This is a genomic window from Comamonas sp. Tr-654, assembly GCF_011752915.1.
Lineage (GTDB): Bacteria > Pseudomonadota > Gammaproteobacteria > Burkholderiales > Burkholderiaceae_C > Comamonas.
Genome location: NZ_VWWQ01000007.1, coordinates 174,407 through 198,385, shown reverse-complemented (window position 1 = coordinate 198,385; position 23,979 = coordinate 174,407). Strand labels below are relative to the sequence as shown.

The 23,979-nt window shown below is 60.3% G+C and carries 24 protein-coding genes and 1 riboswitch; of the genes, 12 read left to right on the top strand and 12 right to left on the bottom strand.

Annotated elements, in window-relative coordinates:
* The first annotated feature begins 1 nt into the window (after position 1).
* Positions 2 to 2,485 (top strand): bifunctional diguanylate cyclase/phosphodiesterase, encoded by a 2,484-nt coding sequence (locus F3J24_RS20765; protein ID WP_205244882.1) that lies wholly within the window; start codon positions 2 to 4, stop codon positions 2,483 to 2,485.
* 182 nt (positions 2,486 to 2,667) lie between these two features.
* Entirely contained in the window at positions 2,668 to 3,930 is a 1,263-nt protein-coding gene (locus F3J24_RS20760; RefSeq protein ID WP_167010265.1) for a helix-turn-helix transcriptional regulator, read from the top strand.
* A 76-nt stretch (positions 3,931 to 4,006) separates the two neighbouring features.
* Here the strand turns inward: F3J24_RS20760 and F3J24_RS20755 are convergent, their stop codons facing one another.
* The gene (locus F3J24_RS20755) at positions 4,007 to 5,209 is read right to left on the bottom strand and encodes a GGDEF domain-containing protein (RefSeq protein WP_167010263.1); all 1,203 of its coding nucleotides are present in this window, start codon (positions 5,207 to 5,209) and stop codon (positions 4,007 to 4,009) included.
* 293 nt (positions 5,210 to 5,502) lie between these two features.
* Between F3J24_RS20755 and F3J24_RS20750 the strand changes: the two genes are divergently transcribed.
* The gene (locus F3J24_RS20750; protein WP_167010261.1) at positions 5,503 to 6,366 is read left to right on the top strand and encodes a DMT family transporter; all 864 of its coding nucleotides are present in this window, start codon (positions 5,503 to 5,505) and stop codon (positions 6,364 to 6,366) included.
* Positions 6,367 to 6,498: 132 nt separating this feature from the next.
* Here the strand turns inward: F3J24_RS20750 and F3J24_RS20745 are convergent, their stop codons facing one another.
* A complete protein-coding gene (locus tag F3J24_RS20745; protein ID WP_003056286.1) occupies positions 6,499 to 6,648 on the bottom strand; it encodes a hypothetical protein in 150 nt (49 codons plus the stop codon).
* Between the two features lie 404 nt (positions 6,649 to 7,052).
* Between F3J24_RS20745 and F3J24_RS20740 the strand changes: the two genes are divergently transcribed.
* Positions 7,053 to 7,268: a hypothetical protein gene (locus F3J24_RS20740; RefSeq protein WP_167010259.1), complete on the top strand. Its 216-nt coding sequence runs from the start codon at positions 7,053 to 7,055 to the stop codon at positions 7,266 to 7,268.
* A gap of 125 nt (positions 7,269 to 7,393) precedes the next feature.
* On the opposite strand, the gene F3J24_RS20735 is transcribed toward F3J24_RS20740, so the two are convergent.
* Complete coding sequence (locus tag F3J24_RS20735; protein WP_167010257.1) at positions 7,394 to 8,284, bottom strand: LysR family transcriptional regulator; 891 nt, start codon at positions 8,282 to 8,284, stop codon at positions 7,394 to 7,396.
* 121 nt (positions 8,285 to 8,405) lie between these two features.
* Here F3J24_RS20735 and F3J24_RS20730 point away from each other — a divergent pair, with 121 nt between their 5' ends.
* The 3 genes from F3J24_RS20730 (at position 8,406) to F3J24_RS20720 (ending at position 11,061) form a co-directional block, all read left to right on the top strand.
* Positions 8,406 to 9,371 (top strand): tripartite tricarboxylate transporter substrate binding protein, encoded by a 966-nt coding sequence (locus F3J24_RS20730; RefSeq protein ID WP_167010256.1) that lies wholly within the window; start codon positions 8,406 to 8,408, stop codon positions 9,369 to 9,371.
* A gap of 74 nt (positions 9,372 to 9,445) precedes the next feature.
* Complete coding sequence (locus F3J24_RS20725) at positions 9,446 to 10,144, top strand: RraA family protein (RefSeq protein ID WP_167010254.1); 699 nt, start codon at positions 9,446 to 9,448, stop codon at positions 10,142 to 10,144.
* Positions 10,141 to 11,061: an NAD(P)-dependent oxidoreductase gene (locus F3J24_RS20720; protein ID WP_167010252.1), complete on the top strand. Its 921-nt coding sequence runs from the start codon at positions 10,141 to 10,143 to the stop codon at positions 11,059 to 11,061. The genes F3J24_RS20725 and F3J24_RS20720 overlap by 4 nt, the downstream gene beginning before the upstream one ends.
* Before the next feature lie 244 nt (positions 11,062 to 11,305).
* Here the strand turns inward: F3J24_RS20720 and F3J24_RS20715 are convergent, their stop codons facing one another.
* From F3J24_RS20715 to F3J24_RS20705, 3 genes are read right to left on the bottom strand one after another with little or no spacing between them, the layout of a single operon-like run.
* Entirely contained in the window at positions 11,306 to 11,722 is a 417-nt protein-coding gene (locus tag F3J24_RS20715; protein ID WP_167010250.1) for a PaaI family thioesterase, read from the bottom strand.
* 46 nt (positions 11,723 to 11,768) lie between these two features.
* Positions 11,769 to 12,902 carry a thiolase family protein gene (locus tag F3J24_RS20710; protein WP_167010248.1) on the bottom strand — a complete coding sequence of 378 codons (1,134 nt, stop codon included), beginning with the start codon at positions 12,900 to 12,902 and terminating at the stop codon, positions 11,769 to 11,771.
* 21 nt (positions 12,903 to 12,923) lie between these two features.
* The gene (locus F3J24_RS20705; protein ID WP_167010247.1) at positions 12,924 to 13,724 is read right to left on the bottom strand and encodes an SDR family oxidoreductase; all 801 of its coding nucleotides are present in this window, start codon (positions 13,722 to 13,724) and stop codon (positions 12,924 to 12,926) included.
* A gap of 113 nt (positions 13,725 to 13,837) precedes the next feature.
* Here F3J24_RS20705 and F3J24_RS20700 point away from each other — a divergent pair, with 113 nt between their 5' ends.
* The gene (locus tag F3J24_RS20700; protein WP_167010246.1) at positions 13,838 to 14,782 is read left to right on the top strand and encodes a GlxA family transcriptional regulator; all 945 of its coding nucleotides are present in this window, start codon (positions 13,838 to 13,840) and stop codon (positions 14,780 to 14,782) included.
* A 287-nt stretch (positions 14,783 to 15,069) separates the two neighbouring features.
* Here the strand turns inward: F3J24_RS20700 and F3J24_RS20695 are convergent, their stop codons facing one another.
* Both F3J24_RS20695 and F3J24_RS20690 read right to left on the bottom strand, forming a co-directional pair.
* On the bottom strand, positions 15,070 to 15,759 hold the full coding sequence (locus tag F3J24_RS20695; protein WP_240154412.1) for an alpha/beta fold hydrolase: 690 nt from the start codon (positions 15,757 to 15,759) through the stop codon (positions 15,070 to 15,072).
* An 89-nt stretch (positions 15,760 to 15,848) separates the two neighbouring features.
* Positions 15,849 to 16,805, bottom strand: coding sequence for an AEC family transporter (locus F3J24_RS20690; RefSeq protein ID WP_167010245.1), 957 nt, complete (start codon positions 16,803 to 16,805; stop codon positions 15,849 to 15,851).
* A gap of 326 nt (positions 16,806 to 17,131) precedes the next feature.
* Between F3J24_RS20690 and F3J24_RS20685 the strand changes: the two genes are divergently transcribed.
* Together F3J24_RS20685 and F3J24_RS20680 are read left to right on the top strand one after the other, a co-directional pair.
* Positions 17,132 to 17,431 (top strand): hypothetical protein, encoded by a 300-nt coding sequence (locus F3J24_RS20685; protein WP_167009985.1) that lies wholly within the window; start codon positions 17,132 to 17,134, stop codon positions 17,429 to 17,431.
* A gap of 98 nt (positions 17,432 to 17,529) precedes the next feature.
* Positions 17,530 to 17,676, top strand: coding sequence for a hypothetical protein (locus F3J24_RS20680; RefSeq protein WP_167010243.1), 147 nt, complete (start codon positions 17,530 to 17,532; stop codon positions 17,674 to 17,676).
* A 151-nt stretch (positions 17,677 to 17,827) separates the two neighbouring features.
* Here the strand turns inward: F3J24_RS20680 and F3J24_RS20675 are convergent, their stop codons facing one another.
* The 4 genes from F3J24_RS20675 to F3J24_RS20660 all read right to left on the bottom strand — a co-directional run bounded on the left by F3J24_RS20675 (position 17,828) and on the right by F3J24_RS20660 (position 20,085).
* Complete coding sequence (locus tag F3J24_RS20675) at positions 17,828 to 18,412, bottom strand: NAD(P)H-dependent oxidoreductase (protein WP_167010241.1); 585 nt, start codon at positions 18,410 to 18,412, stop codon at positions 17,828 to 17,830.
* Between the two features lie 60 nt (positions 18,413 to 18,472).
* A complete protein-coding gene (locus F3J24_RS20670) occupies positions 18,473 to 18,865 on the bottom strand; it encodes a MerR family transcriptional regulator (protein WP_167010239.1) in 393 nt (130 codons plus the stop codon).
* 590 nt (positions 18,866 to 19,455) lie between these two features.
* Positions 19,456 to 19,836 (bottom strand): cell division protein ZapA, encoded by a 381-nt coding sequence (locus F3J24_RS20665; protein ID WP_043004125.1) that lies wholly within the window; start codon positions 19,834 to 19,836, stop codon positions 19,456 to 19,458.
* 39 nt (positions 19,837 to 19,875) lie between these two features.
* Positions 19,876 to 20,085 (bottom strand): hypothetical protein, encoded by a 210-nt coding sequence (locus F3J24_RS20660; RefSeq protein ID WP_003063053.1) that lies wholly within the window; start codon positions 20,083 to 20,085, stop codon positions 19,876 to 19,878.
* Positions 20,086 to 20,325: 240 nt separating this feature from the next.
* Positions 20,326 to 20,567, top strand: a riboswitch (cobalamin riboswitch).
* Positions 20,568 to 20,634: 67 nt separating this feature from the next.
* Between F3J24_RS20660 and F3J24_RS20655 the strand changes: the two genes are divergently transcribed.
* Both F3J24_RS20655 and F3J24_RS20650 read left to right on the top strand, forming a co-directional pair.
* Entirely contained in the window at positions 20,635 to 22,545 is a 1,911-nt protein-coding gene (locus F3J24_RS20655; protein WP_167010237.1) for a TonB-dependent receptor domain-containing protein, read from the top strand.
* 6 nt (positions 22,546 to 22,551) lie between these two features.
* The gene (locus F3J24_RS20650) at positions 22,552 to 23,970 is read left to right on the top strand and encodes a cobyrinate a,c-diamide synthase (RefSeq protein ID WP_240154411.1); all 1,419 of its coding nucleotides are present in this window, start codon (positions 22,552 to 22,554) and stop codon (positions 23,968 to 23,970) included.
* The last annotated feature ends 9 nt before the right edge of the window (positions 23,971 to 23,979 follow it).

The window sequence follows — 23,979 nt, the reverse complement described above, 5'->3', positions numbered from 1 at the left end:
CATGCCGCAGAGTTTTCTGATCGACCCGCTGCTCGCTGCCATGCTCGATGGCTTGCAGGAGGCCGTCTGGCTGCTTGATTCTCAGAGCCTGCGCGTGCTTCATGCCAATGCGGCCAGCACTCATCTCACAGGTTACACCCCTGAGCAGGCACGGGAGCAGTATGTCGATGTGCTGTGCGCCTCCCTGGTGCAGAAGGCGTTCTGGCAGGATGCTTCTAATTGGGTGGGCGGCGCGAAATTTCTCACGGAGATCTGCAGGGCGGATGGATCGTTGACGGCCGTGGAGATGGGGGTTGGCTCCATCGCCCAGAATCCGCGCTGGTTGTTGCTCACCATGCTCGACCGCAGCGAGCAGTTGCGGCATGAAAGCGAGCTGGACATGCTGCTTGCGGAGTTACGGGCGACGCTGGAGTCCACCGCAGACGGCATGCTGGTCTGCGATCTGCGCGGCGGCATTCGCGCCTTCAACCATCGTTTCGCAGAGCTGTGGCAACTGCCCGAATCCCTGCTCGTGCAACGTGACGACGAGGCCATCTTCGCCCATCTCGAAGCGCAGACCATCAGCAGCGAGAGCCAGTTCACGCTGTTGCAGGAGGCGCAGGATCTGTCGGCACCCGAGACCTCAGAGGTGCTGCAACTGCTAAGCGGCCGGGTGCTGGAGCGTCGTTCCGTGCCTCAGCTCAGTCGCGGTGTGGCGATAGGGCGGATCTATTCCTACCGGGATATCACGGCGGAATCCAGTTCAGCAACCGAGCTGCGTCTCGCGGCGCGCGTGTTCGAGTCCAGCCTGGACGGCATCTTCATAGCCGATGCCGCGGGCGTTATTGTGCAGATCAATCCGGCGGGCGTGCAGCTGTTGCATGGAAGGTCGGTGCTGGGTCTTGCCGCCTGGGCGCTGTTCGAGTCCGAAGGCGGCCCTGTTTCCGATCTGCTGGAGCTGGCATCCGCGCGCTGGGATGCGGGCAGTTTCTGGGAGGGCAATCTTTGGCTCAAGCAGAGCGACGGTCAGCGTTGCGCGGTCTGGCTGTCCTGGGTGGCATTGCGTGACGGCTATGGTCGTCTGGTGCAGAGCATTGGCTTCATGCGCGACATGACCATGCAGCGCAGTGCACAAAAACAGATCGAGCAGCTTGCCTATAGCGATGCCCTCACCGGACTGCCCAACCGCCTGAGCTTGAGCCGTCACGTGCAGGCCGCCATCACTGCTGCGCGCTTTACGCAGCAGCCTTTCAGCATTCTGTTTCTGGATCTGGACCGTTTCAAGATCATCAACGACTCTCTTGGTCATGACTTTGGCGATCGGGTGCTCAAGCTGGTTGCTCAGCGGCTGGGCGGATTGCTTCGTCCTGCCGACGTGCTGTGTCGCCAGGGAGGGGACGAGTTCGTGCTCTATCTGCACGACTGTACCGGAGAGGGCGCCTCGGCCGTGGCAGCCCGCATTCTCGAAGAGATGCGTCAGCCCTTCATGCTCGACGGCCTGGGTTTTTCCGTGCAATGCAGCATTGGCGCGGCGCAGTTCCCTGCAGATGGGTTGACGCTGGACGAGCTGATTCGTCAGGCCGATATCGCCATGTATCGCGTCAAGGAGCGCGGACGCGGCAATTTCAGCTTCTACCAGCCGCAGATGAGTGCAGGCCTGCTCTCGCGCATGAAGCTGGAGCACGCCATGCGGCAGGCTCTGGACAAGGGGCATATGGCCGTGCATTTCCAGCCCCAGGTTCATATCCGTTCGGGTCGCATTGTGGCGGCAGAGGCTTTGCTGCGCTGGACGGATCCTGAGCTGGGCGTGATCTCTCCGGCGGCCTTCATTCCGCTGGCCGAAGAGTCCGGTTATGTGGTTGCGCTGGATGCCTGGGTGCTGGAGCAGTCGGTCCAGGAGGCCGCGCGCTGGCTGGCCATGGGCAAGCCCATCAAGGTGTCGGTCAATGTCTCGGCACTGGAGTTCAGGCAGCCGGACTTTGTGGATCGCCTCAAGCGCGTGCTGGAAGCCAGCGGCTTGCCGGCCCAGTGGCTGGAGCTCGAATTGACTGAGAGCATCCTGCTGCAGGAAGCGCAGGAAATGGCCTTGCGTGTGCACCAGATTGCAGAGCTGGGCGTGGGCCTAGTGATTGATGACTTCGGCACCGGCTATTCGAGCCTGGCCTATTTGAAAAAACTGCCGATCTCCAAGATCAAGATCGACCAGAGCTTTGTGCGCGGCCTGCCTCACGACGCGGGAGACAAGGCCATCGTGGGCGCCATCATCAGCATGGGGCAGGCCCTGGGCGTGGAACTGGTGGCCGAGGGTGTGGAAACTCAAGAGCAGTGCCAGGCCATAGAGCAACTGCAGGGTGACTACTTCCAGGGCTATCTGTGCTCGCCGGCCTTGCCCGCCGAGCAGTTCAGAAAGCGCCTGGAGCAAGGCGCATCCGAGCAGGCATCCTGCACGCAGCCATATTCGCCGGACGAAGATGGCAGCGGTATTCATATTGCAGGTCTGCAATAGACGCAGGGCATGCGTTTGCGCCAGGTTGTCCATCGTCTGATTTGACGATGCGCAGTCTGTGCAGGCTCGGCAAGATCAGGACATTTCTTGGGCCGACTGCTGGGCACCTACAACAATGAACAATGCGTGCAGAGTTGAGTAACTGTGCAGTGCTGATGGGCCGGACTTTTTTGAGATAGCCAATGCCCAAAAGCGAATACGCAAGTTTTGACTTCTATAACTACCGCTCGGCCGCTCTTGAGGCCGTCAATGGCTTTTCTGTAGACTTGTCGGCAACGAGGCCCGCTGAGTCCGGTGCAACTGGATCGCTGGATGAAACTTCGCTCATCAGCACCGACGCCATGAGTCAGCTGATTGCAGCGCTGTACGAGTCCGCCATGGCTCCGCAGCACTGGAAGGTTTTTCTGGAGCTACTGCGTTCCTGTGCCAATGGCAACTATGCCTCGCTCGTGGTGCGTGACCCCCATGGTGAGAATGTGGGCTGGGTAATTTCGGCAACCGGAGGCCGCTCCGAGGTCATTCCCTACGACCCCTATGCGCAGTGGAGTCCGTTTCTCGGCATTGCCAAGGACCAGGTACTTACCTTGCGGGATGTGATGACGGAGTCCGAATGGCATTCCTGCCGCTACTACACCGACTGGTGCAAGGGGGTGGACATTGAGCACATTCTGGCCGTGGACGTCATGACCGATAACGGCTGCTCCTATGGCTGGCGTATCACGCGCCCTGCGAGCGCCGGTGCATTCGAATCACGGCAGCTGGACCTGGTGCGAATGCTGGTGCCTCACCTCAAGCGGGTGCTGAACATGCAGCTGAATCTGCACCGCGACCGGCAGGTCATATCGCTATATGGGCGTGCCACTGCGCAGCTGATGATGGGGGTGGTCATTCTCGATCAGGCCGGAAAAATGATAGAGGCCAACCCAGCGGCGACAACCATTCTGAATCTGGGCGATGGCATACGGGTCAACAACGGAGCGCTCGAAGCCGTCTATGCGAATGACAATCGCAAGCTGCAGCGTCTGATCCGCGATGCCTTGCTTTCGCCCAGGCTGGAGCGGGCTTCGATGACGGAGGGTATGTCCATCACCCGCCAGTCCGGTCAGCTGAACTGGGGTGTGGTGGTACAGAGCATCTCTGCCGATGAATGGACTGAAGGCAAGCAGCGTCCCAGCGTGGCGGTCTTTCTGCGCGATACGACGGGCAAGGCAGAGCCGCCCGTCAAGCTCACGCAGCAGCTCTTTCATCTGACTCCTGCCGAAACCGCAGTGGCCACGCATTTGAGCAATGGCATGTCTTTGGAAGAGGCGGCGCAGGCTCTGGGCATCAAACCCAATACCGCGCGCGCCCATCTGCGTTCCATTTTTTCCAAGACCGGGGTTCGCCGTCAGACAGAGTTGGTGCGACTATTTCTCAATAGCGTGGCCTGGCTCGGCAATCAATGATTCCGGCCCGGACCCGCAAGCCTATCGACGAAGCCGCTTCTTGGCGGATGTCCAGAGGAATATGAATCCGGAAGTCCTAAGCTGCAGGTCTGTTTCGCTGCTGAAGGGTTTCATCGGAACTATCCGGGTAAATAACTCCCGATACATGAACTCGATCGCGCCCCGCATTTTTGGCTTGATAGAGCAGCTGATCAGCTTCCTTCAGAGCTTGCTCAAGCTGGAATGACTTGGTGATCGAAGAGATGCCAAAGCTCATGCTCAGTTTTGGGCCTGATGGAAGAACCGGATTCTTGGACCCGAGGTCACGTTGGATGCGCTGGGCAATCAGCTCTGCGTCGGATGGTGTTATGTCGGTCAAGAGCATCACAAACTCTTCGCCGCCGAATCGGGCTACCAGATCCTGCTCACGCACATTGTTTTGCAAGGTCGCGGAGACAAGCTGCAGCACTTTGTCACCACGTTCGTGACCCCAGGCATCGTTGATGCGTTTGAAGTGGTCTATATCGCAGGCCAGCACGGCCATGGGGTAGAGCCTCGGATCATCCAGTCGCTTCTGGGCATGCTCCTGAAAAGAGCGCCGATTCAGTATCTGGGTCAAGGCATCAAAGTCACGTTCCTTGCGCAGCTTGTCTACGGTTTCCTTCACTGCAATCGCGGTCATCACCACGGTGAAAAGCAGCGAGAAGTTGAGAATGCTCACCAGCGTCAGAATCCAATAGGGCGATCTGGGCAGGGAGCGCAGATCCGAGTATCCGAGCAGCCAGATCAGGGCGGGCCGAGTGAAGGTGTAGGCAGTGAAGATGATGCTCAGCCAGAGCAGTGATCGATCGAGCCAGTCAAACGAGTTCTTCCTCGAGCACACCTGCAGTATGGGCAGCAGCAGAACAAGACCGGAGCCTATGCTGAAAGAGCTCACCCGGGCCCATACGTTGGGTTCGACCCGGCTGAACTGATACAACGCAGCCAAGGTCGCGATGGCTATCAGCGATACCGCATATGGCTGGGTCGATACACGCCACCTCTCTGACCAACTTTTGGCAAGACACCAGGCACTCAGCAGGTAGAAGCTGCCGATGTGCAAGGCGTAGTGATTGAGTTCATCCAGGGGCAGCAGGCTTTGCACACCGAGAGGCAGGGCGGTGAGCGAATAGGCGCAAGCTTGCCAGAGCAGAAAGCGCTGAGATCTTTGAGCGAGCCAGGCGATGATCAATATGGCTGCGAGAGCCAGTATTGCCAGTGATGGCGTCAGAATCAGGAGGAAGTCGTTGTTCGCGAACATCTGACCAGAGCCTTCTCGACCAAAGATCGAAACGCAGCAGCATTGCCTGCTCTCCAAATACAAAGCGACAGGCGACAGTCGCCATTAATACAGCTTGATATGTGACTTCACAAGCTATCGCAATGCCTATTGCCGATCCGTGCCATCTGGACCCTGGGTACAGATGGCTGTCAATGTGGCCGCAGAGGGGAACGAGCTTCGGGTTCAGAAGGGCCTCTGTACAAAAAAGCACGCTTGGCCATGGGCGGTCGGAGTGGGAAAATACTGTGATAAGTCTCTTTGTCGGGTTCGAGATGCCCTTGTTTCGTACCGCTGCGTTGACCTGTTTGGCGATGGCTGCCTTTGCGGCCAATTCACTTTTGTGTCGGCTGGCGCTGCAATCCCACTCTATTGATGCGGCAAGCTTTACGGCGGTGCGTCTGGCTTCAGGCGCAGCAATATTGGCGTTGGTGGTGGGCTTGAGGCGAGCCTCCTGCGTTGGCGTAGGCAACTGGTGGTCGGCCGGGTTTTTGTTCGCTTATGCCGCAGCTTTCTCATTCGCCTATGGGAGTCTTTCGGCTGCGGCTGGCGCTCTGCTACTGTTTGGGGCGGTACAGGCAACGATGGTGGGTGTCGGCCTTTACCGCGGCGAGAAACTTGCACCACGGCAGTGGGGCGGTCTGATGCTGGCCTTTGGCGGCTTAGTGGTGCTGCTGCGCCCCGGACTATCGGCACCGCCGCTGGGCGCGGCTCTGCTCATGATTTTCGCTGGAGTTTCCTGGGGTCTGTACTCCTTGCGTGGCAAGGGGGCTACTGACCCGATTGGTGTGACGGCAGGCAATTTTCTTCGGACCGTACCGTTTGTCTTGCTGCTGCCTCTGTTGATGCAGGACCAAGCCTCATTGAGCTCTGCGGGACTGGCATATGCGTTGTGCTCCGGGATGCTGACCTCGGGGCTGGGATACGTCGCGTGGTATGCCGCACTGCCTCATCTGAAGGCGGGAGCTGCGGCATCCGTACAGCTCAGTGTTCCGTTGTTGGCAGCCGTCAGTGCTGTTTCCTTGCTCGGAGAGCCTTGGACCATGCGGTTGACACTGGCCGGTGCCGCCATTCTGGGCGGAATTGCATTGGTGATGGTTTCTTCCCCGATCGGTGGAGCTGTTCCAGCAGCGAAGTAGCTGCTTATTTTTGCAGGCCGATGTGGCGCCAGACCGACCTCCGGTCGGCTCCTGCAGATGCTCTTGGAGATGGAAGCTCCAGAAACAAAAAAGCCACCGGTCAGGTGGCCTGTGCTTGTTGAGGGGGACTGCTTAGAAGGCGTCGACGCTGTATTCACCTTCGGGTGGGTTCTGGGACAGCATGCTCAGAACTTCTTCCGGGGAACGCGGATCAGGCATCGGCGTCATGATCTCTTGATTCGTCGCTTTGAGTTCTGGATAGGCGGCGTACAGGTAGGTCATGGCTACTCCTTGAAGAGGTGGATAGAAGCTATTTACTTCTTTTTAACGCCCGATGATGTCAGTTGGTTGACAGAAATGTAAGCGTGGAACGGTGCTTGCATACATGCGCGGGAACTGCATGGCTCTTTCGTCCATCCATCTGTCATATCTTCTGATGCTCAGACATGTGCTCTGCAGTCTCCTTGCTTGGAAAGATGGCTTCTTTGCAGGGTTGAGAGACCTGGGCAGCTCCCGGTAGATGGTGAGCGCCCATGTCTCATGGCTTCAGGGCTTCAAAAAGCAAAGCGCTCGATTCGCGGGCTGGTGTACGCATTAGGTAGGCAAAGCGGCCGTTCAACAAGAATTTACAAACGGCATGTGCAGCAGGAATAGCCTGAAAGACTCCAATTTTTCAAGGAGTTGCTATGAAAGCGCTTTTTTTGGTGGTGGCGGTCGCCAGCATGCTGGCAGCTTGCTCCATGATGCCGGGGCGCGATGCAGGCTCCAACGCCCAGCAGGCCATGGGAAGCGGTGATATGCGTTACGAATGGGGACGTGGGGCATATCAGGGGCCGGGAACCACGGCGCTATGGTCCGGCGGGGATGACACTTCCGGAGGCCTTGGCTGGCGCCGCGATTAGAGGCAAGGTCACAGCTGCCGCAGCCATGGGGGCGCCGCCATCACATGCTTGGAACTTGAGACCATTTCTTCAGACACGGCATGTCCAGACCGCCAATGCCGAATGCCTGGGTGAGTTGACCAGTCCTAATCGCTGACTGCAGCGCTGGACAGCAGATCGATCAACAGTCTCGCTGCGGGGGCGATATAGCTTTGCTCGCGGTATGTGACAACAAGTCGCCGGGTCATCGTGGTTTCCTTGATGGGCACTTCGCGCAGCCGGGATGCTGCAGGCGAACTCTCCAGGTGATGGCGCGAGATGAAGCTGAGCAGCTTGGTCTCGGCGATCAGTGTGGGCAGCATCAAAAGCATGGTGCTTTCCACCTGCACTTGAGGGCGAGGCAGGCGTTTGCGGTCAAACGCGTGATCAAGCCAGTCTCTGGTAGGAGCTCCAGGAGGTTGCAGCACCCAGCGGTATGCCGTCAGATCGCGCAAGGTTGCTTGCATGCCGTGTATTTCATGCTCCGCACTGGCAGCCACGACGATGGTGTCCGAGGTCAGCACCTGTGAAATGTAGCCAGGCTCATCCGGGCCTTCAGTGCCCACCAGCAAGTCAATCATCCCTGCCTGCAGTTGCGGGCGCAGCGTATCAACCAGGCCCACCACGGTTCGCAAGGTGACTTCCGGAGCCTGGGCCATGAGTTGGCGTGCAGCTTTCGGCAACAGAAATTGCGCTGCGGTAGGCACGATGCCCACGCGAATATGGCCGCGCAGGCCGAGTGCCATGTCTGCGATTTCCCGCTTGGCATCCTCGGCGTCAAAGCGCAGGCGCTGCGCCCATTTGAGCAAAACCTGGCCGGCGGCCGTCAAACGGATGCCGCGACCTGATTTTTCGAACAAGGGGGCGCCGCACTCCGCTTCCAGCCTGCGGATACAGCTCGTCAAAGCCGGCTGGGTGCGGTGCAGGCGTTCTGTGGCCTGCCCGATATGTTCGAGCTCTGCAATGGTTTCGAAGTAGCGAAGATCACGCAGGTCCATAGCAAAAGCAAGATTGATGTATTTGAAAAAATTATCGATTGGACTGTATCTTTTGCCGCGTCAATACTCAAGCACATCACAAAAAAGCCGGCGCTGTGGCCGGCAATCCATTGGAGACAACATGTTGCTGAACCGCCGTACTTTGGTCGCTTTCTTTGCTCTCGCTGCTGCAACCTCGTACGCACAAACTTATCCCAATCGTCCCATCCGAGTCGTCGTTCCCTTCCCCGCAGGAGGAGGGACGGACATCATTGCTCGCGAGGTCACGCAAAAAGTGACCAGCGCCACGGGCTGGGTCTTTGTGGTGGAGAACAAGCCCGGTGCCGCTGGCAACATGGGCGTGGACATGGTTGTCAAAGCGCCTGCTGATGGCTACACCCTGGTGCTGGGACAGTCCAGCAACCTGGCAATCAGTCCCGCCTTGTACGCCAAGATGCCTTATGACGCGGTCAAGGACCTCGCACCCGTCGTGCAGGTTGCGAATGCGCCCTTTGTGCTGGTCACGGGCACCAGTGCACCGTACAAGACACTCGCCGATGTGGTGAAAGCGGCCAAGGCCAAACCCAGGCATCTCAATTTTGCCTCTCCCGGCAATGGCACGGTGGCGCATCTCACCGGTGAGCTGCTGCAGTCGGCCGCTGGTATCAAGATGCAGCACGTGCCCTACAAAGGCGCGGCTCAGGCATTGACCGATGTAGTCAGCGGAAATGTGGATCTGTACCTGGGGTCCGTACCGACGTTGATTGGTCAGATCCGGCAAGGCAAGATGCGTTCTCTGGCCGTGACGTCTGCGAAGCGGGTGGATGACCTGCCCGAAGTGCCAAGCATCAACGAATCTGGCTACAAAGGCTTTGATGCCGTGACATGGTTTGGATTGCTTGCGCCTGCCGGCACTTCCAAGGATGTGATCGCCAAGCTCAACAGCGAATTCAACAAGGCCTTGAGTCAGTCGGACCTGCGCAAAAAGCTCAGCGATCAAGGCGCCATCCCTGTCGGGGGCAGCCCCGAGCAGTTTTCCTCTCTGATCAAAGAAGACATCGTGCGCTGGGGCCAGGTGGTCAAGCAGTCCGGCGCGCGCATCGACTGACCGACCGATTCGGTTTCCTCTTTCCTTCTCACCCCTCAATCGGCCGGAATGCACCGGCCCCCCTGGAGATTCTTATGAGTCAAGCCGCTGCATTGCCTGATGTGGTTCGCAATATAGAGCGTGTGGATGCACAAGTGGTTGCGCAGGCAGCCCAATTTCCTTCGTCAATCCTGGCCGATGTGGCCGGCCGCCGTGGCGGGCTGCATGGTCGGATTGCGCCGTTAGCTCCCGGCATGCGCTTTGCAGGGCCGGCCATCACCGTCGAGGTGCGCCCAGGCGACAACCTGATGATTCATGCTGCCATGGCAGTGGCGCAGCCCGGGGATGTCATTGTGGTGGATGGCAAGGGCGACCTCTCCAGCGCACTAATGGGAGAGATCATGTCGCAGCAATGCATGGCTCTGGGCATTGCCGCCGTGGTGATTGACGGCGCAGTACGTGACAGCGAGGCCATCCGCGAACTGGGCTTTCCCATGTACGCTGCCGGCCTGAACCCGAATGGGCCGACCAAGTTTGTACCAGGTCGTCTGAATCATCCCATCTGCATTGGCGGCGTGACGGTGTGCCCGGGTGACCTGGTGGTGGGTGATGCCGATGGTGTGACTGTCATTGAGCGCACCAAGGCGGCGGCGATGCTGCCGCTGGCCGTCAACAAGGTGGCAGCGGAAACCAAGCGCATTGCCGACATTCGCAACCGCAAAGCACTGGCACCGGCATGGCTGGATGCTTCGCTGCGCTCTGCTGGCGTGATCCGGGAAGGAGAAACACTGTGACTAAGCGGCCGGTCTTTTTGGTGACGGGCGCAGACCTTGCGCCTCAGGCCCTGGCGTTGCTGGCCGACTTCGACATGGTGTATGCGGGAAGGACGCCCACCGAAGACGATGTGGTGCGCCTGTGCAAACAGCATGACCCGGTGGGAATCATCGTGCGCTACAGCAAGGTGGGAGCACAGGCCATGGATGCGGCACCCAGCCTGAGGGTGATTTCCAAGCATGGCAGTGGGACGGACACCATAGACAAACAGGCTGCCGCCCAGCGCGGCATTCAGGTCGTCGCTGCAGTGGGTGCCAATGCAGCGGCCGTGGCGGAGCAGGCGCTGGCGCTGATGCTGGCCTGCGCCAAGTCGGTGATTCAGCTTGATCAACGCATGCGCGCAGGTCATTGGGACAAGGCCACACACAAGAATGTGGAGCTTGAAGGGCGTACTGTCGGCGTCGTGGGCTTGGGGGCCATCGGGCTGCGCTTTGCCAAAGTGGCAAATGCCATGGGCATGCGGGTGCTGGGCTTCGATCCTTATGCCCAGAACCTGCCGACCTTTGTGCAGCGGGCAGACTGGAGCAACATTCTGAGTGAATCGGATGTCATTTCTCTGCATTGCCCATTGACGAATGAGAATGCCCATCTGCTCAATGCCAGCAGCCTGGCTGCGTGCAAATCGGGTGTTCTCATTGTGAACACAGCCAGGGGGGGCTTGATTGATGAGCAGGCCTTGCTGGAAGCAGTGAGGAACGGTCGGGTAGGGGCTGCAGGCCTGGACAGCTTCGCGATAGAACCCATGGCGCATCCGCACCTGTTTTGCGAAGAGCCGCGTATCGTGCTGAGTCCCCATATTGGCGGAATCACGGCCGATGCCTATATCAAGATGGGCGTTGCAGCTGCACACAATGCGCTGCAAATCTTGAGAGCCTAGGTCAAGCAGTCAGCTTGCTTTGGCCCTGATCGAAGGACAGTCTGGTCTCTGGCAATTGGGTCACGGAAGAGGAGAGCACGCTGTGAACTGCCGCCACAGCGCTTCCCGATGCGAGAGCAGAATCAGACTGCCCGGAAGTCCACCAGATCTCAGGGCCGGCCTTGGGGTTCAAGGCATGGAGCTCGTGGCGCAGGAGGGGCATGCGTGGCTAGACCCTGCTGTGCCAGACACTGCAACGGGCTCTCTACCAAAGAACGATCTGCGAGCAGCGGAACAGCGACAGCTTGCGCCCCTTGTCATCGAACACGGTAGCCGACCACACCTGTGTTGTCCGTCCCAGATGCTCTGCCACGGCCTCCACCTGCAAGACGCCTTGTTTTGCGGTACCGAGGAAGTTGGATTTCAACTCCAGTGTGGTGAATCCTTTGGCGCCCTCGGGCAGATGCGCCAAGGTCGCATAGCCGGCGCAGGTGTCGGCCAGCATTACCTGTGTGGCAGCATGCAGGAATCCGTTGGGGGCCATCATCCATGGCGCAATGGTCAGCTCCATGGTCATGCGGCCTTCGTCAATGGTCAGCGGGCGTGCGCCAAAGGTATCGGGCAGCGTTCCCCGCTGGCGTTCAAACAGACTGTTCAGGGTTTCGGTGGTGCGGAGCATCATGGCTTCCTTGAGTGGAGTTGGATTTCTGGTCTCGGCTGATCTGACTTCACGGTCTCTCCAGCACCGTGGCAATACCTTGTCCGCCGCCTATGCATTGGGTAGCCAGGGCATACCGCCCATGGTGCCGCGCAAGCAGGGCCGCTGCCTTGCCTGTGATGCGGGCACCCGTCGCACCGAGCGGATGGCCGATGGCCAGCCCACCGCCATCCATATTCACGACGGACATGTCCAGGCCAAGGTCTCGGATGCAGGCCAGCGCCTGCGATGAAAAGGCTTCGTTGATCTCGATCACGTCCAGATCGGCCACCGTGAGGCCTGCACGGGCCAGCGCCTTGCGCGTGGCCGGGATCGGCCCTATGCCCATGATCGCCGGATCCACCCCTATGGTCGCGAAGCTGCGGATGCGTGCCAGTGCCTGAAGACCATGGCGCTGTGCAAAATCATCGCTGGTGACCAGCACGGCAGCAGCGCCATCGGTCAACGGCGACGAGGCGCCCGCAGTGACCATGCCATCAGGTCGGAAGGCTGGCTTGAGCGTTTGCAGGGCTTCCAGCGTGGTGGCCGGGCGTATGCAGCCATCGCTGTCCACCAGCTCTCCGCCTGGCAAGGGGATGGGGATGATTTCGTCGGCCAGTCGTCCCTCATCGCGGGCCGCTGCGGCCTTCAGATGGGATTGCAGTGCCAGTAGCTCCTGGTCGGCTCGGCTCACGTTCCAGCGCTGGGCCACGTTCTCCGCTGTTTCGCCCATGGATATATAGGCGTTGCTGCTTGCCTGCAACTCGGGGTTGGGCGAGAAGTTGAAGCCGCCCTGCGGCACCATCGTCATCGACTCCACGCCCACGCAGACAAAGGCATCGCCCATGCCGGCCTCTATCTGCGCTGCAGCGATGTGCACCGCCTGCATTGACGATCCACAAAAGCGATTCACAGTCATGCCGCCCACAGTCTCGGGCAGGCCGGCCAGCAGGCCGACTATGCGTGCCAGATTGTTGCCCTGGGCAGCCTCCGGGTAGGCGCAGCCCAGAATCACATCCTCCAATAGACCGGGATCCAGGTCGATGCGCTGCAGCAGGCCCTGAACCACCTGGGCTGCCAGCGTGTCGGGCCGCACGTCGGCTAGGCGGCCCTTGCGGGCGAAGTGGAACGGTGAGCGCGCATATGCGGCGATAACGGCTTTCATGGCAGGGGCTCCTTGTACTAATCAGTGCGCAACGGCATAGCGCTGGGCAACGGTATTGCTGGACAGCTGGCCTGTCATGGCGCGGCGCGCAGCTTCATAGGCATCCCATTTCTCGCCGGCATGCAGTGAGGGGATAGTGACTTTCTCGCCACGTGCAAAGCCCAGCAGAGCTGCATCGACCAGGTCTTCAGCGCTCATCACGATGCGCGCATCGAGGTTCTCCACCGGCAGACCCCCAGCAGCCCAGAAGTCCGTTGCCGTGGCTCCGGGCAGCACGGCCTGTACCTGAACCCCTTTGTCGGCCAGCTCGTGCTGAAGCGACTGACTGAAAGCCAGCACGAAAGCCTTGCTGGCGCCGTAAACGCCGTTCAGGGTCTCGGGAGAGATAGCGACGATGGACGCTATGTTGATGATCGCCCCGTGGCCGCGAGTCACGAAGCCAGGAGCTGCTGCATAGGCCAGCCGCATAGGTGCCGTGACGTTCAGATCAATCATGCGGCTCATCTGTTCAACGTCGCTGTGCAGTAATGGCGTATGTGTGCCCATGCCGGCGTTGTTGACCAGCAGGGTGATGCTGGCGTCCGTGCGCAGCTGTTGTTCCACGCGCGCCAGCTCGGTTCGGTCATTCAGGTCCGTAGGCATGACTGCTACCGAGCGGCCGGTGCGCGTGCTGATGCTGCTAGCCAGGGCATTCAGTCGTTCGCGGTTGCGGGCGACCAGGATCAGGTCAAAGCCGCGTTGCGCGAGCCTTTCTGCATATAGCGCACCGATGCCGGACGATGCCCCGGTGACGAGTGCGGTACCCAGATGGGTTTGTGCCATGTTGAAGCTCCTCAAGGTTGATGGCTGTTGTCCATGGCTTGAATGGTGCGATATGCGGTGATTGTCGTAAATGACGTATATAGTTATGAAAAAGGACATGGAAGGAACTCCTGATGCATCGCATTGCCTACCTGCTGCCCGAGGGCTTTCAAGTCATGGCACTGGCCACCCAGGCCGTGTTCGAACTTGCCAACCTGATGCTGGAGCAGCCCTTCTATGCTGTGGAGACCTATGCGATGGGCGGTGTGGCTCATGCTTCGACAGGGCTTGTGTTACAGGCAAAGCCACTTTCGGCACACTGCAGGGCGGATACTTGGCTGGTTGCAGGCAAGCTCGCACAGCAGGACGTCGCCGCGGATCCCGAGCTGATCCGGTTGTTGAGCAAGGTGACGGCATCCGCGCGGCGTGTGGCGGGCCTGTGCACGGGGGCCTTCCTGCTGGCCGAAGCCGGTCTGCTCGACGGGCGCCGCGCCACCACGCACTGGTATTGGGCCGAGGTCTTGCAGCAGCGCTGCTCACGGGCCCAGATTGAAGCCGATCGCATCTACATCGCCGACGGACCGATCTGGACCTCTGCAGGCATGACGGCAGAGATTGACCTGGCGTTGGCGTTGGTGGAGCAAGATCTGGGTGCCAAGGTCGCACGATCGGTGGCGCACCGCCTGGTCATGCACCAGCGCCGCTCGGGCGGGCAGTCGCAGCACTCGGAGATGCTCAGGCTGACACCCAGGTCAGACCGTATACAGCAGGCGTTGGAGCATGCCCGGCGCAATCTTTCTCAGTCACTGAGCGTGGAGGCGCTCGCGGAGGCCGCCAATTTGAGTCCGCGCCAGTTCAGCCGGGTGTTCACAGCCGAGACCGGTCAATCCCCCGCCAAGGCGGTTGAGGGCCTGAGGCTCGAGGCCGCAAGGCTGATGCTCGAAGGCAGCCGACACCCGCTGGAGGTGGTTGCGCAGGAGACGGGCTTTCGTGACCGCCGCCATATGCGAGAGGCTTTTCTGCGTGGCTTCGGCATGCCGCCGCAGGCCATACGGCGTGGGGCTCGGGCGCAGCCGTAAGACGTCTGCACACCTGGAGCGAAACGACTTGGCCAGCGTGGCAGGTGTTCCGCCTAGGCCTGCGGCCGCCACCTCGCTGACTGCCGACGTGCCCGTGGCAAACAGGTCTGCGGCTGTCTTTGGCGGCAAGGCGTATGGGCGGAGTCGACAACGATTGCCAGTCAAAGCTCTTGCGCCGAGCGTTCGGAGTCCTGCTGCCAAGGAGGTCGCAATCTGCAACTGCCGAAAATGGCGCCCGCTGCCCTTGTCGTTTTACGGGCCGGCCTGATTTCAAGGTGGACAGCCCGCTATGCGTGATTCTGCTGAAGAAAATTCGCCAGCATGCTTTGGGTTTCCGCGGGTGCCTCCATGGGCAGCATATGGCCGGCATTGATGGTCTTCAGCATCGACCCGCGGATGCCCTGGTGCAACTCCATGGACTCATCCAGGCTGCGCAAGCGGTCCTGCTCACCCGCAAGGATCAGGGTAGGACACTGGATCTCGCTCAGCCTGTCCGTGTCGCCTTCGCGGCGCAACAGCGCCTGGCGGCGAAAAGTGTCTCCGCCCAGGCGCACGCTCATTGCATGGATGCGGTCCACCAGTTGTTCATCCTGCTCCCGCTGTGGCGCCAATGATTGACGAATGGATCTCCGGTTCACGCCGGCAAAGGTCTTGGGAGCAGCCATGGCTGCATCGACCTTGCGCCGCGCTTGCAGCTCCGTGTCCCCGCGCGACGAGGTGGCGATAAGCACGAGTTGCCTGACCCGGTCCGGGGCAAGCCTTGTGATTTCACGTGCCACATAGCCTCCCATTGAGAAGCCGATCACGTCAAATGGACCGGCGGGGATCATGTCTATGGTGTGCTGTGCCATCTCCTCAATCGAGCCAGCGGAAGCGAGATCCGCATGGACGAGGGGGGCACGTGTTTGCAGAAATGGCCCGATGTCAGACCATAAGTCTTGATCGAGCATGAATCCTGGGATGAGGACGGTGGTCAATGAAGTTCCTTGATGATGTCAGGCATGGTCTGGCTCTTGGTGTCGTGCGATGCCTGTAGTGTCTGCGCGGCCGGGCCTGAGCACCATGCTCAGGTCCCATGCAAGACATGCAGCAGCATCAGCAGCAGCGGCATGGTCACCAGGGCCAGCAAGGTGGAAAGCGCGATGCCGGCGACCACTTCGTCCTGGGCGACCCGGTAGCGCTGAGTGAAGAGCAAGGCATTGGCGCCTACAGGCAAGGCTGAACAGATCAGCATCACACCCATGGCAGGACCGCGCAGCTGCAGCAGCCAGGCGCAGGCGAGAAACACCAGAGGATGCACCAGCGATTTGACCAGCGTGATACGCATTGCGGGGCGCCAGTGGGCACCGATCTTGGTGAAGGCCAGGGTGATGCCGACGAGCAGCAGCGCCATGGGACCCATGGCAGAGCCCAGCATCTTGAGCGAGGTATCGAGCACCTCAGGTAGGGGCCAGCCTGTCAGAGACCACAGCAGACCCGCCAGAATCGGCAGCGGCACAGGGTGGATGATGCTGTTGCGCACCGCCTGCCAGACCGTGCTCCCCAGGGATCGCCTGCCGTGGATGTCGTCCGTATGTTGCTCGCGAGAGGAGGCCAGCTCGAACACCATGGTCGCGGCCGTCAGCAGTACCAGAGCGTGCACCGAGATCAGGGTGAACAATGTCACCAGTCCCTGCTCGCCAAATGCCAGGCCCACGAGTGGCACGCCGATCATGGCCGCATTGCTGAACATGCTGGCTAAACCACGCGCCGCAGCCAATGTGTTGAAGCCATAGACCAACATTGTTGCCACGAACACGATAATGGCCGAAAGAAAGTACACGCCGATCGGTCGATAGTCCAGCTCGCCGACATGTACCTGCGCCATGGTGCGAAACAGCAGTGCTGGCAGCAGCAGCAGAAACACCAGATTGGACATATCCTTGACTGCTGTCTGTCGCACCAGTCCTGCACGTGCCACGCCAAACCCCGTACCGATCAATGCAATCACCGGTAGCAGTGCCGCTATCGCGGAACCATTCATTCAACTCTCCAACTAAACTGAGCCGCTGTCTGCGCGTACTCTCAGTGTGAGCACGTGCATTCCTCGGGCGCAGAGCTTAACTCTTCTTCTCACTGGTTCAGGGATCCTGCTTGCTTTGTTTGCCAAGCCCTGCTGCTCAGGCCATGTCAATCGGCGTCAAGCTTGGTACGGATGGACATCCACGAACGTGTTGTTGGTCGGGGTCGGAAGGCTTCTGGGTTTCGATGTTACGACTCGTTGAACCCATGTTCGAGTGGGCCCCCTGAACCCCAAGAATCACGCTCTACCTTCAGTAACAAAACCCTCGAGACTTGGCTTCGCAAGCCATGGTCATCGTCGAAAATAGACAGGGCTGGGCCGATCCTGGTATTTGGGCGCTGATGACGGTTGGAATGCCAGGTCGGCATGGCCGTCATCACGCAATCATTGAGAGAGAAGCACGGACACAAGCCATGCTGCGCAGCAAATTGGGAACACTGTTATTGGCCAGTGCCGCACTATCGTGCGCGGCTGGATTTGCTTTGGATGCGCGGGGCAGTATTGCTTACCTCGAACTTTGGCTGGCTTTGGCAGTCTTGTTGCTCCTCGGCGGCGCGGTTCTCATCGTCCTGGGGCAAAACGACTAGCCGGGGGCAACTTATTGTCCGTGCCAGCCATGTCCGTCGCATGACGCACACCCGGATATCGGTTATGGTGAGCAGCGTAAAACTCCAAGGAAGCTCCGATGCCCAAACCAAACTATCCCTTCGAAAAACGGCAACGCGAGTTGGAGAAGAAGAAAAAAAAGGAGGAGAAGGCTCAGCGCAAGGCGGCAGCCTCCGAATCCACTCCACCCAATGTGGAGCCCGAGGTGTTGCAGGACAACAAGTAAGTCAGAGATGGGTTCTACGCCGTCGTGATTGAGGACGCACCGCTGCATCCGTCCGATAGCTTTCAATACTCATATGCCTTGCACACGACGAGCTTTATGCAAGGAGTAAACCTGCCGGCAGCCTCTCATGTGCAATGCATGGGAAACAACCTCAGGCGCCTGCACGAGCACCCAGCCTGCATGCGCGCCTGATCCAGCCTGCTCGTACGGCATCGCTGGAGTTGACCACTGGGCCAAAGCTGTGCACGCGCACAGGTCTGATCCCGCTGAACTCCAGGATGGCCTGCTTCATTTGCCGGTGACCGGGTTGGCGCTGTACCCATCTGTAATACCACGGTGGGGAGTCCATGGTCACAAGGAGTTCGGCGGTGCGGCCTGTCAGCAGGCGATCCCACAACACGGAATTGGCTCGGTACTTGAAGGCGAACCCTGGAAGGAAGATGCGATCCAGAAAGCCCTTAAGCAGCGCCGGCAGTCCACCCCACCAGATGGGATAGACCCACACCAGATGCTGAGCCCAGGCAATGTCGACCTGTGCATCCCGCAGATCGGGTTCGAGCGGCTGAACATGCGCGTATCCATGACGCAGGACGGGATCGAAATACATTTCCCCAAGAGACAGCAGGCGTACTTCGGCTCCCGACTGGCGCGCGGCGTCGGCATAGGTGTGAGCCAGGTGTGAACATAGGCTTTGGGAAGAGGGCTGGCCGAGGATGATGAGGATGCGGCGTGACATGGCGATAGAGGCTCGCGGAGTTTGCAGGCCGCCAGCATCACCTTGCCCCGTGGGACAAAGTCAAGTGCCGGATCGGATGCGGAGCTTGTCTGGCACGGTGCACCCGCTCAAGTCCTCGCAGCTGGCCAATTCCACGCTCAGCGCCGCAAGAGCGGTGTCGGCAGCCTGCAGACGTACCAGCTCCTCGGCAATGGCTCGTCGCCGGGACTGGATCAGTGCCAGGACGGCTGCAGCGCCCGCGGCGGTGTCGATGGCGCGTAGTGGCTGAAGCGCAGCCAGGCGAAATCCCAGTGCCAACGCCTGGCGAATCCATTGCACGCGTTGCACATCCTCAGGGCCATAGCTGCGGTAGCTGCCCCTGCGTGTCACCGTGCCGAGCAAACCGTGGGCCTCGTAGAGTCGGAGAGCCTTGGGTGTGCAGCCTGTGAGTGCCGCGAGCTCACCGATGCGCATAACTGACTTCCGGGTACTTCCAGGAATGGCGGGTGCCTGCGCAAACGGCTGAGAGCTGAGGTGGCTTGCGTGTCTGAAGTCGCTTGGGCATGTTGCGGGTGCAGGTGCGTCGAGCCGGGCTTTGTCGGGGCATCGATTTCAGGGAGTGGCACCTGGAGCCTGGTGCAGTCAGCGCAAACCAAGGTCTGCTGCCGGAATGGCATCAGGCTATAGGGCAAGAAAAAGGCCCGCAATGCGGGCCAATCATCAATCCAGATTGCAAGTTGTTGATGCCTGACGTGACTATGTCTGATTTTCTAGGCCACGTTCATGGCTGTAGGCCAACTACATCAACAGCTTGTCGGTAAAGGTGTCTGCAAATGCCACCGGCTCGTCATCCTGAACCGGGGGTTCAGGTGGGCAAGAGCAACCTATCGTTGGGTTCATCTGACGCGAGACGATCACGCTCAATAGGTGATTTATCAAGCCCATGCTCGTTGAGCATTGGTTCAAGGAAATATAAAAACCGGCAGATTTGCAGACGGTTTTATTCTAGCGGGTATTGGCAGCCGTGGGCAGCTCATGACTGCTTTGTCGCCGAGGTTAACTGATCAAAGCAGCCTGGCGTCAGCATCCAGAGCCTGATCGAGCCTAAGCACCAGTTGCTCTGCCAGCTCCTGCTGACGCTGCAATTCGGCCTGGGCGGCGGCACTGACTTCGGAGGCCGCGCTTTGCTCCTGAGCGAGTGCCTGCATTTCAGCCTGGGCGTTGGCCATGTGGGCTTGCTGCGCATCGCGGTCGAGCACATCGAAAGCCATGTTGAGGGCTGCCAGCACTGCCACCCGCTCGCGTGAGCGAACCTTGCCGCTGTCGCGGATGCGGGTCATCGCCTCGTCCACGCGGCGAACGGCTTCCTGCACACGTTCTTCTTGACCATCGGGGCAGGTCAGCACGTAGCTTTGCTGCATGATTTGCACATCGATCTGCTTCATGGGCGTCAGTGGCGGGTCTGGTGATGGGGGTGACGGCTGTCACTCTCCCTGGTTGGCGGGCAGGCGTTCGATCAATGCATCGACGCGCGCACGTGCTGCCTGCAGGCGCAGACGCAGCAAATCGCGCTCTTGCGTCAGAGCGATGACCTGATCGGTGAGCAGGGTGTTGGTGCGCTGCAGTTCCTCGTGGCGCACCAGCAGACGCTCTACGCGCTCGGCAATGAGATCAAGAGAGGGCTGGGTGGTCATAGACTCTGCCATTGTAGGTCTTGCAGTCCGTGGGTGAGTATAAATGTGCAGGCAAATTCGCAGTTTGCGCCAGAGCACGGCCTGCTTGACTGTCGTAGTCGGGAAACTGCAATAGTTCTCTCAAAATCGTAGCGTGCTGCGCAAGTTCTGTGTGCCTCAAACGCAGGTTTAAGGTAAAAAATCGTCACCTGAACCGCGCAAGGCTACTTCGAATGAAGGATTTGCGCCGCGTAGCGCTCATTACAATGGGCGCCTGTTGGTGCTCGAGGCTGCTTTTCTGTGGTCTCAGTTCAACGGGAAGCAGGGAGGGGCTGGCCAGATGCACTGGCTCTCCGAACCTGCGCTGCCCCCGCAACGGTCGGCGAATGGAATGCTGCGGCATTCCGCCTTTTTCCCCATGGCCACTGGCGCTGCGCGCTGGGAAGGCCGGCAAGAGGATGATTCGCCTAGCCCGGATACCGGCCAACATGGGTTGCCTGCATTGTGTGCAGGTATGTTTGCTCAATGTCGGCGGGTAGGCTGGCATGGGCGTATTCAAGTGTGCTTTCCATGAGTCCGCAATCTTCGTCCCTGCGCCTGGCGCGGGTGGCTTCGCGCGCACGCGCCTCTTTTGTTCTTCGTCCCACCTTCCTGGCATCTGCGTTGGCCATGGCGTTTGCCGCACAGGCTCAGTCAGCTGCGCAGGCCGATGCGGTGCAGATGAAAGAAACCGTGGTCACCGCCAATCGCATCGAGCAGCCTTTGTCGGATCTGGTGGCCGATATGTCGGTGGTGGGCCGTGAAACGATTGAAACTGCGGGGGCCGTGGGTGTGGCCGATGTGCTCTCGCGTCTGCCGGGTGTGCAGATGGTGCGCAACGGCGGCGCCGGCTCGACCACCAGCGTTTATCTGCGCGGTGCCGACACGCGTTTCACTGCTGTCTATATCGATGGCGTGCGCGTGGACTCGCAGTCCACGGGCGGTGCCTCCTGGCAGGATATTCCGCTGGAAGCGATCGACCGTATTGAAGTGTTGCGAGGCCCGGCGGCGGCTGTTTATGGCTCGGACGCCATCGGCGGCGTGGTGCAGATCTTCACCAAAAAGGGCGAGGGCAAAGCCAAGCCCTATGTGGGCCTGGGCTGGGGCAGTCGTGGCACGGTGAAGGCTCAGGCCGGCGTCAGCGGCGGTGCCAGCGGCTGGGACTACAGCCTGGGTGTTTCACATGCCAGCAGCAACGGCTTCAATGCCAAGACCTCTGCAGGCTTCAATCCCGATGCCGATGGCTATCGCAGCAACGCCTTCAACGGCCGTGTCGGCTACCAGATCAACAGCAATCAACGTGTTGAGGCCACGGCTCTGACCAGCTACATGAATGCGGGTTATGACGCCACCGTCTCCAAGACCAGCCCCATGGCCGACGACCGCAGCATCTACAAGATGAATGCGGTAGGCCTGAACTGGCTGGCCAAGTGGAGCGACGTCTACAGCACGCGCCTTCAGTACACGCAGTCACGCGATTTCTACCAGACCAAGCCCAGTGTCTATGAAACCGACACACGTTTGCACAGCTATCTGTTCCAGAACGAGTGGCGGCTGGGAGCGCAGACCGTGACGGCCGCGCTGGAACGCCGTGAAGACAAGCTGGTCAACAACGGCCTGGATATTGGCAGCCGCAATCGCTCCCAGAACGCACTGGCGCTGGGTTATGGCCTGCATGCGGGCAAGCACACGCTGCAGCTCAACGCCCGCCATGACCGCGACAGCGAGTTCGGCGGCCACACCACGGGCAGTGCTGCGTATGGCTATGAGTTCATGCCCAACTGGCGCGCAACCGCATCGGCCGGCACTGCCTTTCGCGCACCTACGCTCTATCAGCGCTTCAGCCAATATGGCGATGCCAGCCTGTCGCCCGAAAAAGGCCGCAATGTGGAGCTGGGCCTGAAATGGGGCAAGGGCAGCGACAGCTTCTCGGCCACGCTTTATCGCAACAATGTCTCCAATCTCATCAACTATGTGGGTGGGACAGGCTCCTGTGCGGGCAATACCGGCCAATACGGCGGCTGCTATGCCAACGTGGCCAAGGCCCATTACGAAGGCATCACCCTGGCCGCCACCACCCGCTTGGGCATGGTGAACCTGCAAGGTTCGGTGGACTTCCAGGATCCGCGCGATACCGATAAGGATCTGCAACTGGCGCGCCGCTCCAAGCGCTACGCCAATCTGTCTGCCGACACCACGCTGGCCGGCTGGAGGCTGGGCGCCGAAATGCAGGCTGCCGGAAAGCGCTTTGACGATGCTGCCAACAAGACCGTGCTGGGCGGCTACACGCTCTGGAATCTGAGTGCACAAAAGCAGCTGACACCTGAATGGAGCCTGGTGGCGCGCATCAACAATCTGGCTGACAGGCGCTATGAGCTGGCCCGAACCTATGCCACCGAAGGCCGCAGCGGCTATATCGGGGTGAAGTGGGAAGCCAGGTAAGCGGCCATGACAGTCACCGCAATGCATGAAACAGGTTCGGGCGTGCGCTGCCCCGCACTGCTGATCAGTGCTCCGGCCTCCGGCCAGGGCAAGACCACCGTCACGGCAGCCCTGGCTCGCCTGCATGCGCGCCAGGGACGCAAGGTGCGCGTGTTCAAGTGCGGGCCGGATTTTCTGGACCCTTACTGGCACGAACTGGCCAGTGGTTCGCCTGTGCATTCGGTGGATTTGTGGATGACGGGCGAGGCGGATGTGCGCCAGCGCCTGCATGAGGCGGCCCAGGAGGCCGATCTGATTCTTGTCGAAGGCGTGATGGGTCTTTTCGACGGCAACTTCAGCGCGGGCGATCTGGCGCAGCTGCTGGGTCTGCCCGTGTTGGCCGTGGTCGATGCCTCGGCCATGGCGGGCACTTTCGGGGCGCTGGCCTACGGCTTGCAGCATTACCAGGCTGGCCTGCGCTGGGCCGGCATGCTGGCCAACCGGGTGGCCACGGCGCATCATGCGGATCTGCTCAGGCAAGGCCTGCGCGACCAGTCTATGTGGCTCGGGGCCATGCCCGGGGTGCAACTGGGCGATGCGGCAGTCAAGGCAAGGTTTGCGGCGCTGCTGCCCGAGCGCCATCTGGGCCTGATCGCCGCCCACGAGCTTGGTGATGCCTTGCAGCGTCTGGATGCTGCAGCCGATGCCCTGGCCCAGACGCCGCTGGGGCAGAGGGCCTGGGTTTCGGATGACGGCCAGCCCAGCTGGCAGGATTGGTGCGTGGACTTTGCCGCGCCCGACACCGACGCGGCTCAGCCCTGCCTGGAGCCCTGGCTGAGCGGCCGTCGCGTTGCCATTGCGCGCGATGCGGCGTTTTCCTTCATTTACCCCGCCAATCTGGACTGCCTGCGTGCCATGGGGGCAGAGCTATGCTTTTTCTCGCCGCTGGCTGGCGATGCGCTGCCGCCCTGCGATGCGATCTGGCTGCCCGGCGGTTATCCGGAGCTGCATGCCCGGGCCCTGCATGAGAACCGGCAGTTGCGCGACGGTATTGCCCAGCATATGGCGCAGGGCAAGCCGGTCTGGGCCGAGTGCGGCGGCATGCTGGCTCTGTGCGATGGTGTGACCGCCCTGGACGGCAGCACCCAGTCCATGTGGGGGCTGCTGCCCGGTCAGGTCGTCATGCAGAGTCGTCTCGGCGGTCTGGGCATGCAGCAACTGGCCCTCGATGCAGGCCTGTTGCGCGGCCATACCTTTCACTACACAAGACTGGAGACAGCCATGCCGGTGCTCACGCGCAGCAGTCGCCCCGGCGCGGCCGTGCAGGCCGACCGTGGTGAGGCGCTGTATCAGCATGGCAGTGTGCAGGCCAGTTACTTTCACGCCTGGTTTCCGTCCTGCCCGTCGGCTGTGGCGGCGCTTTTTGGCGCAACAATCGAAGGCTGAGCCTTTAGT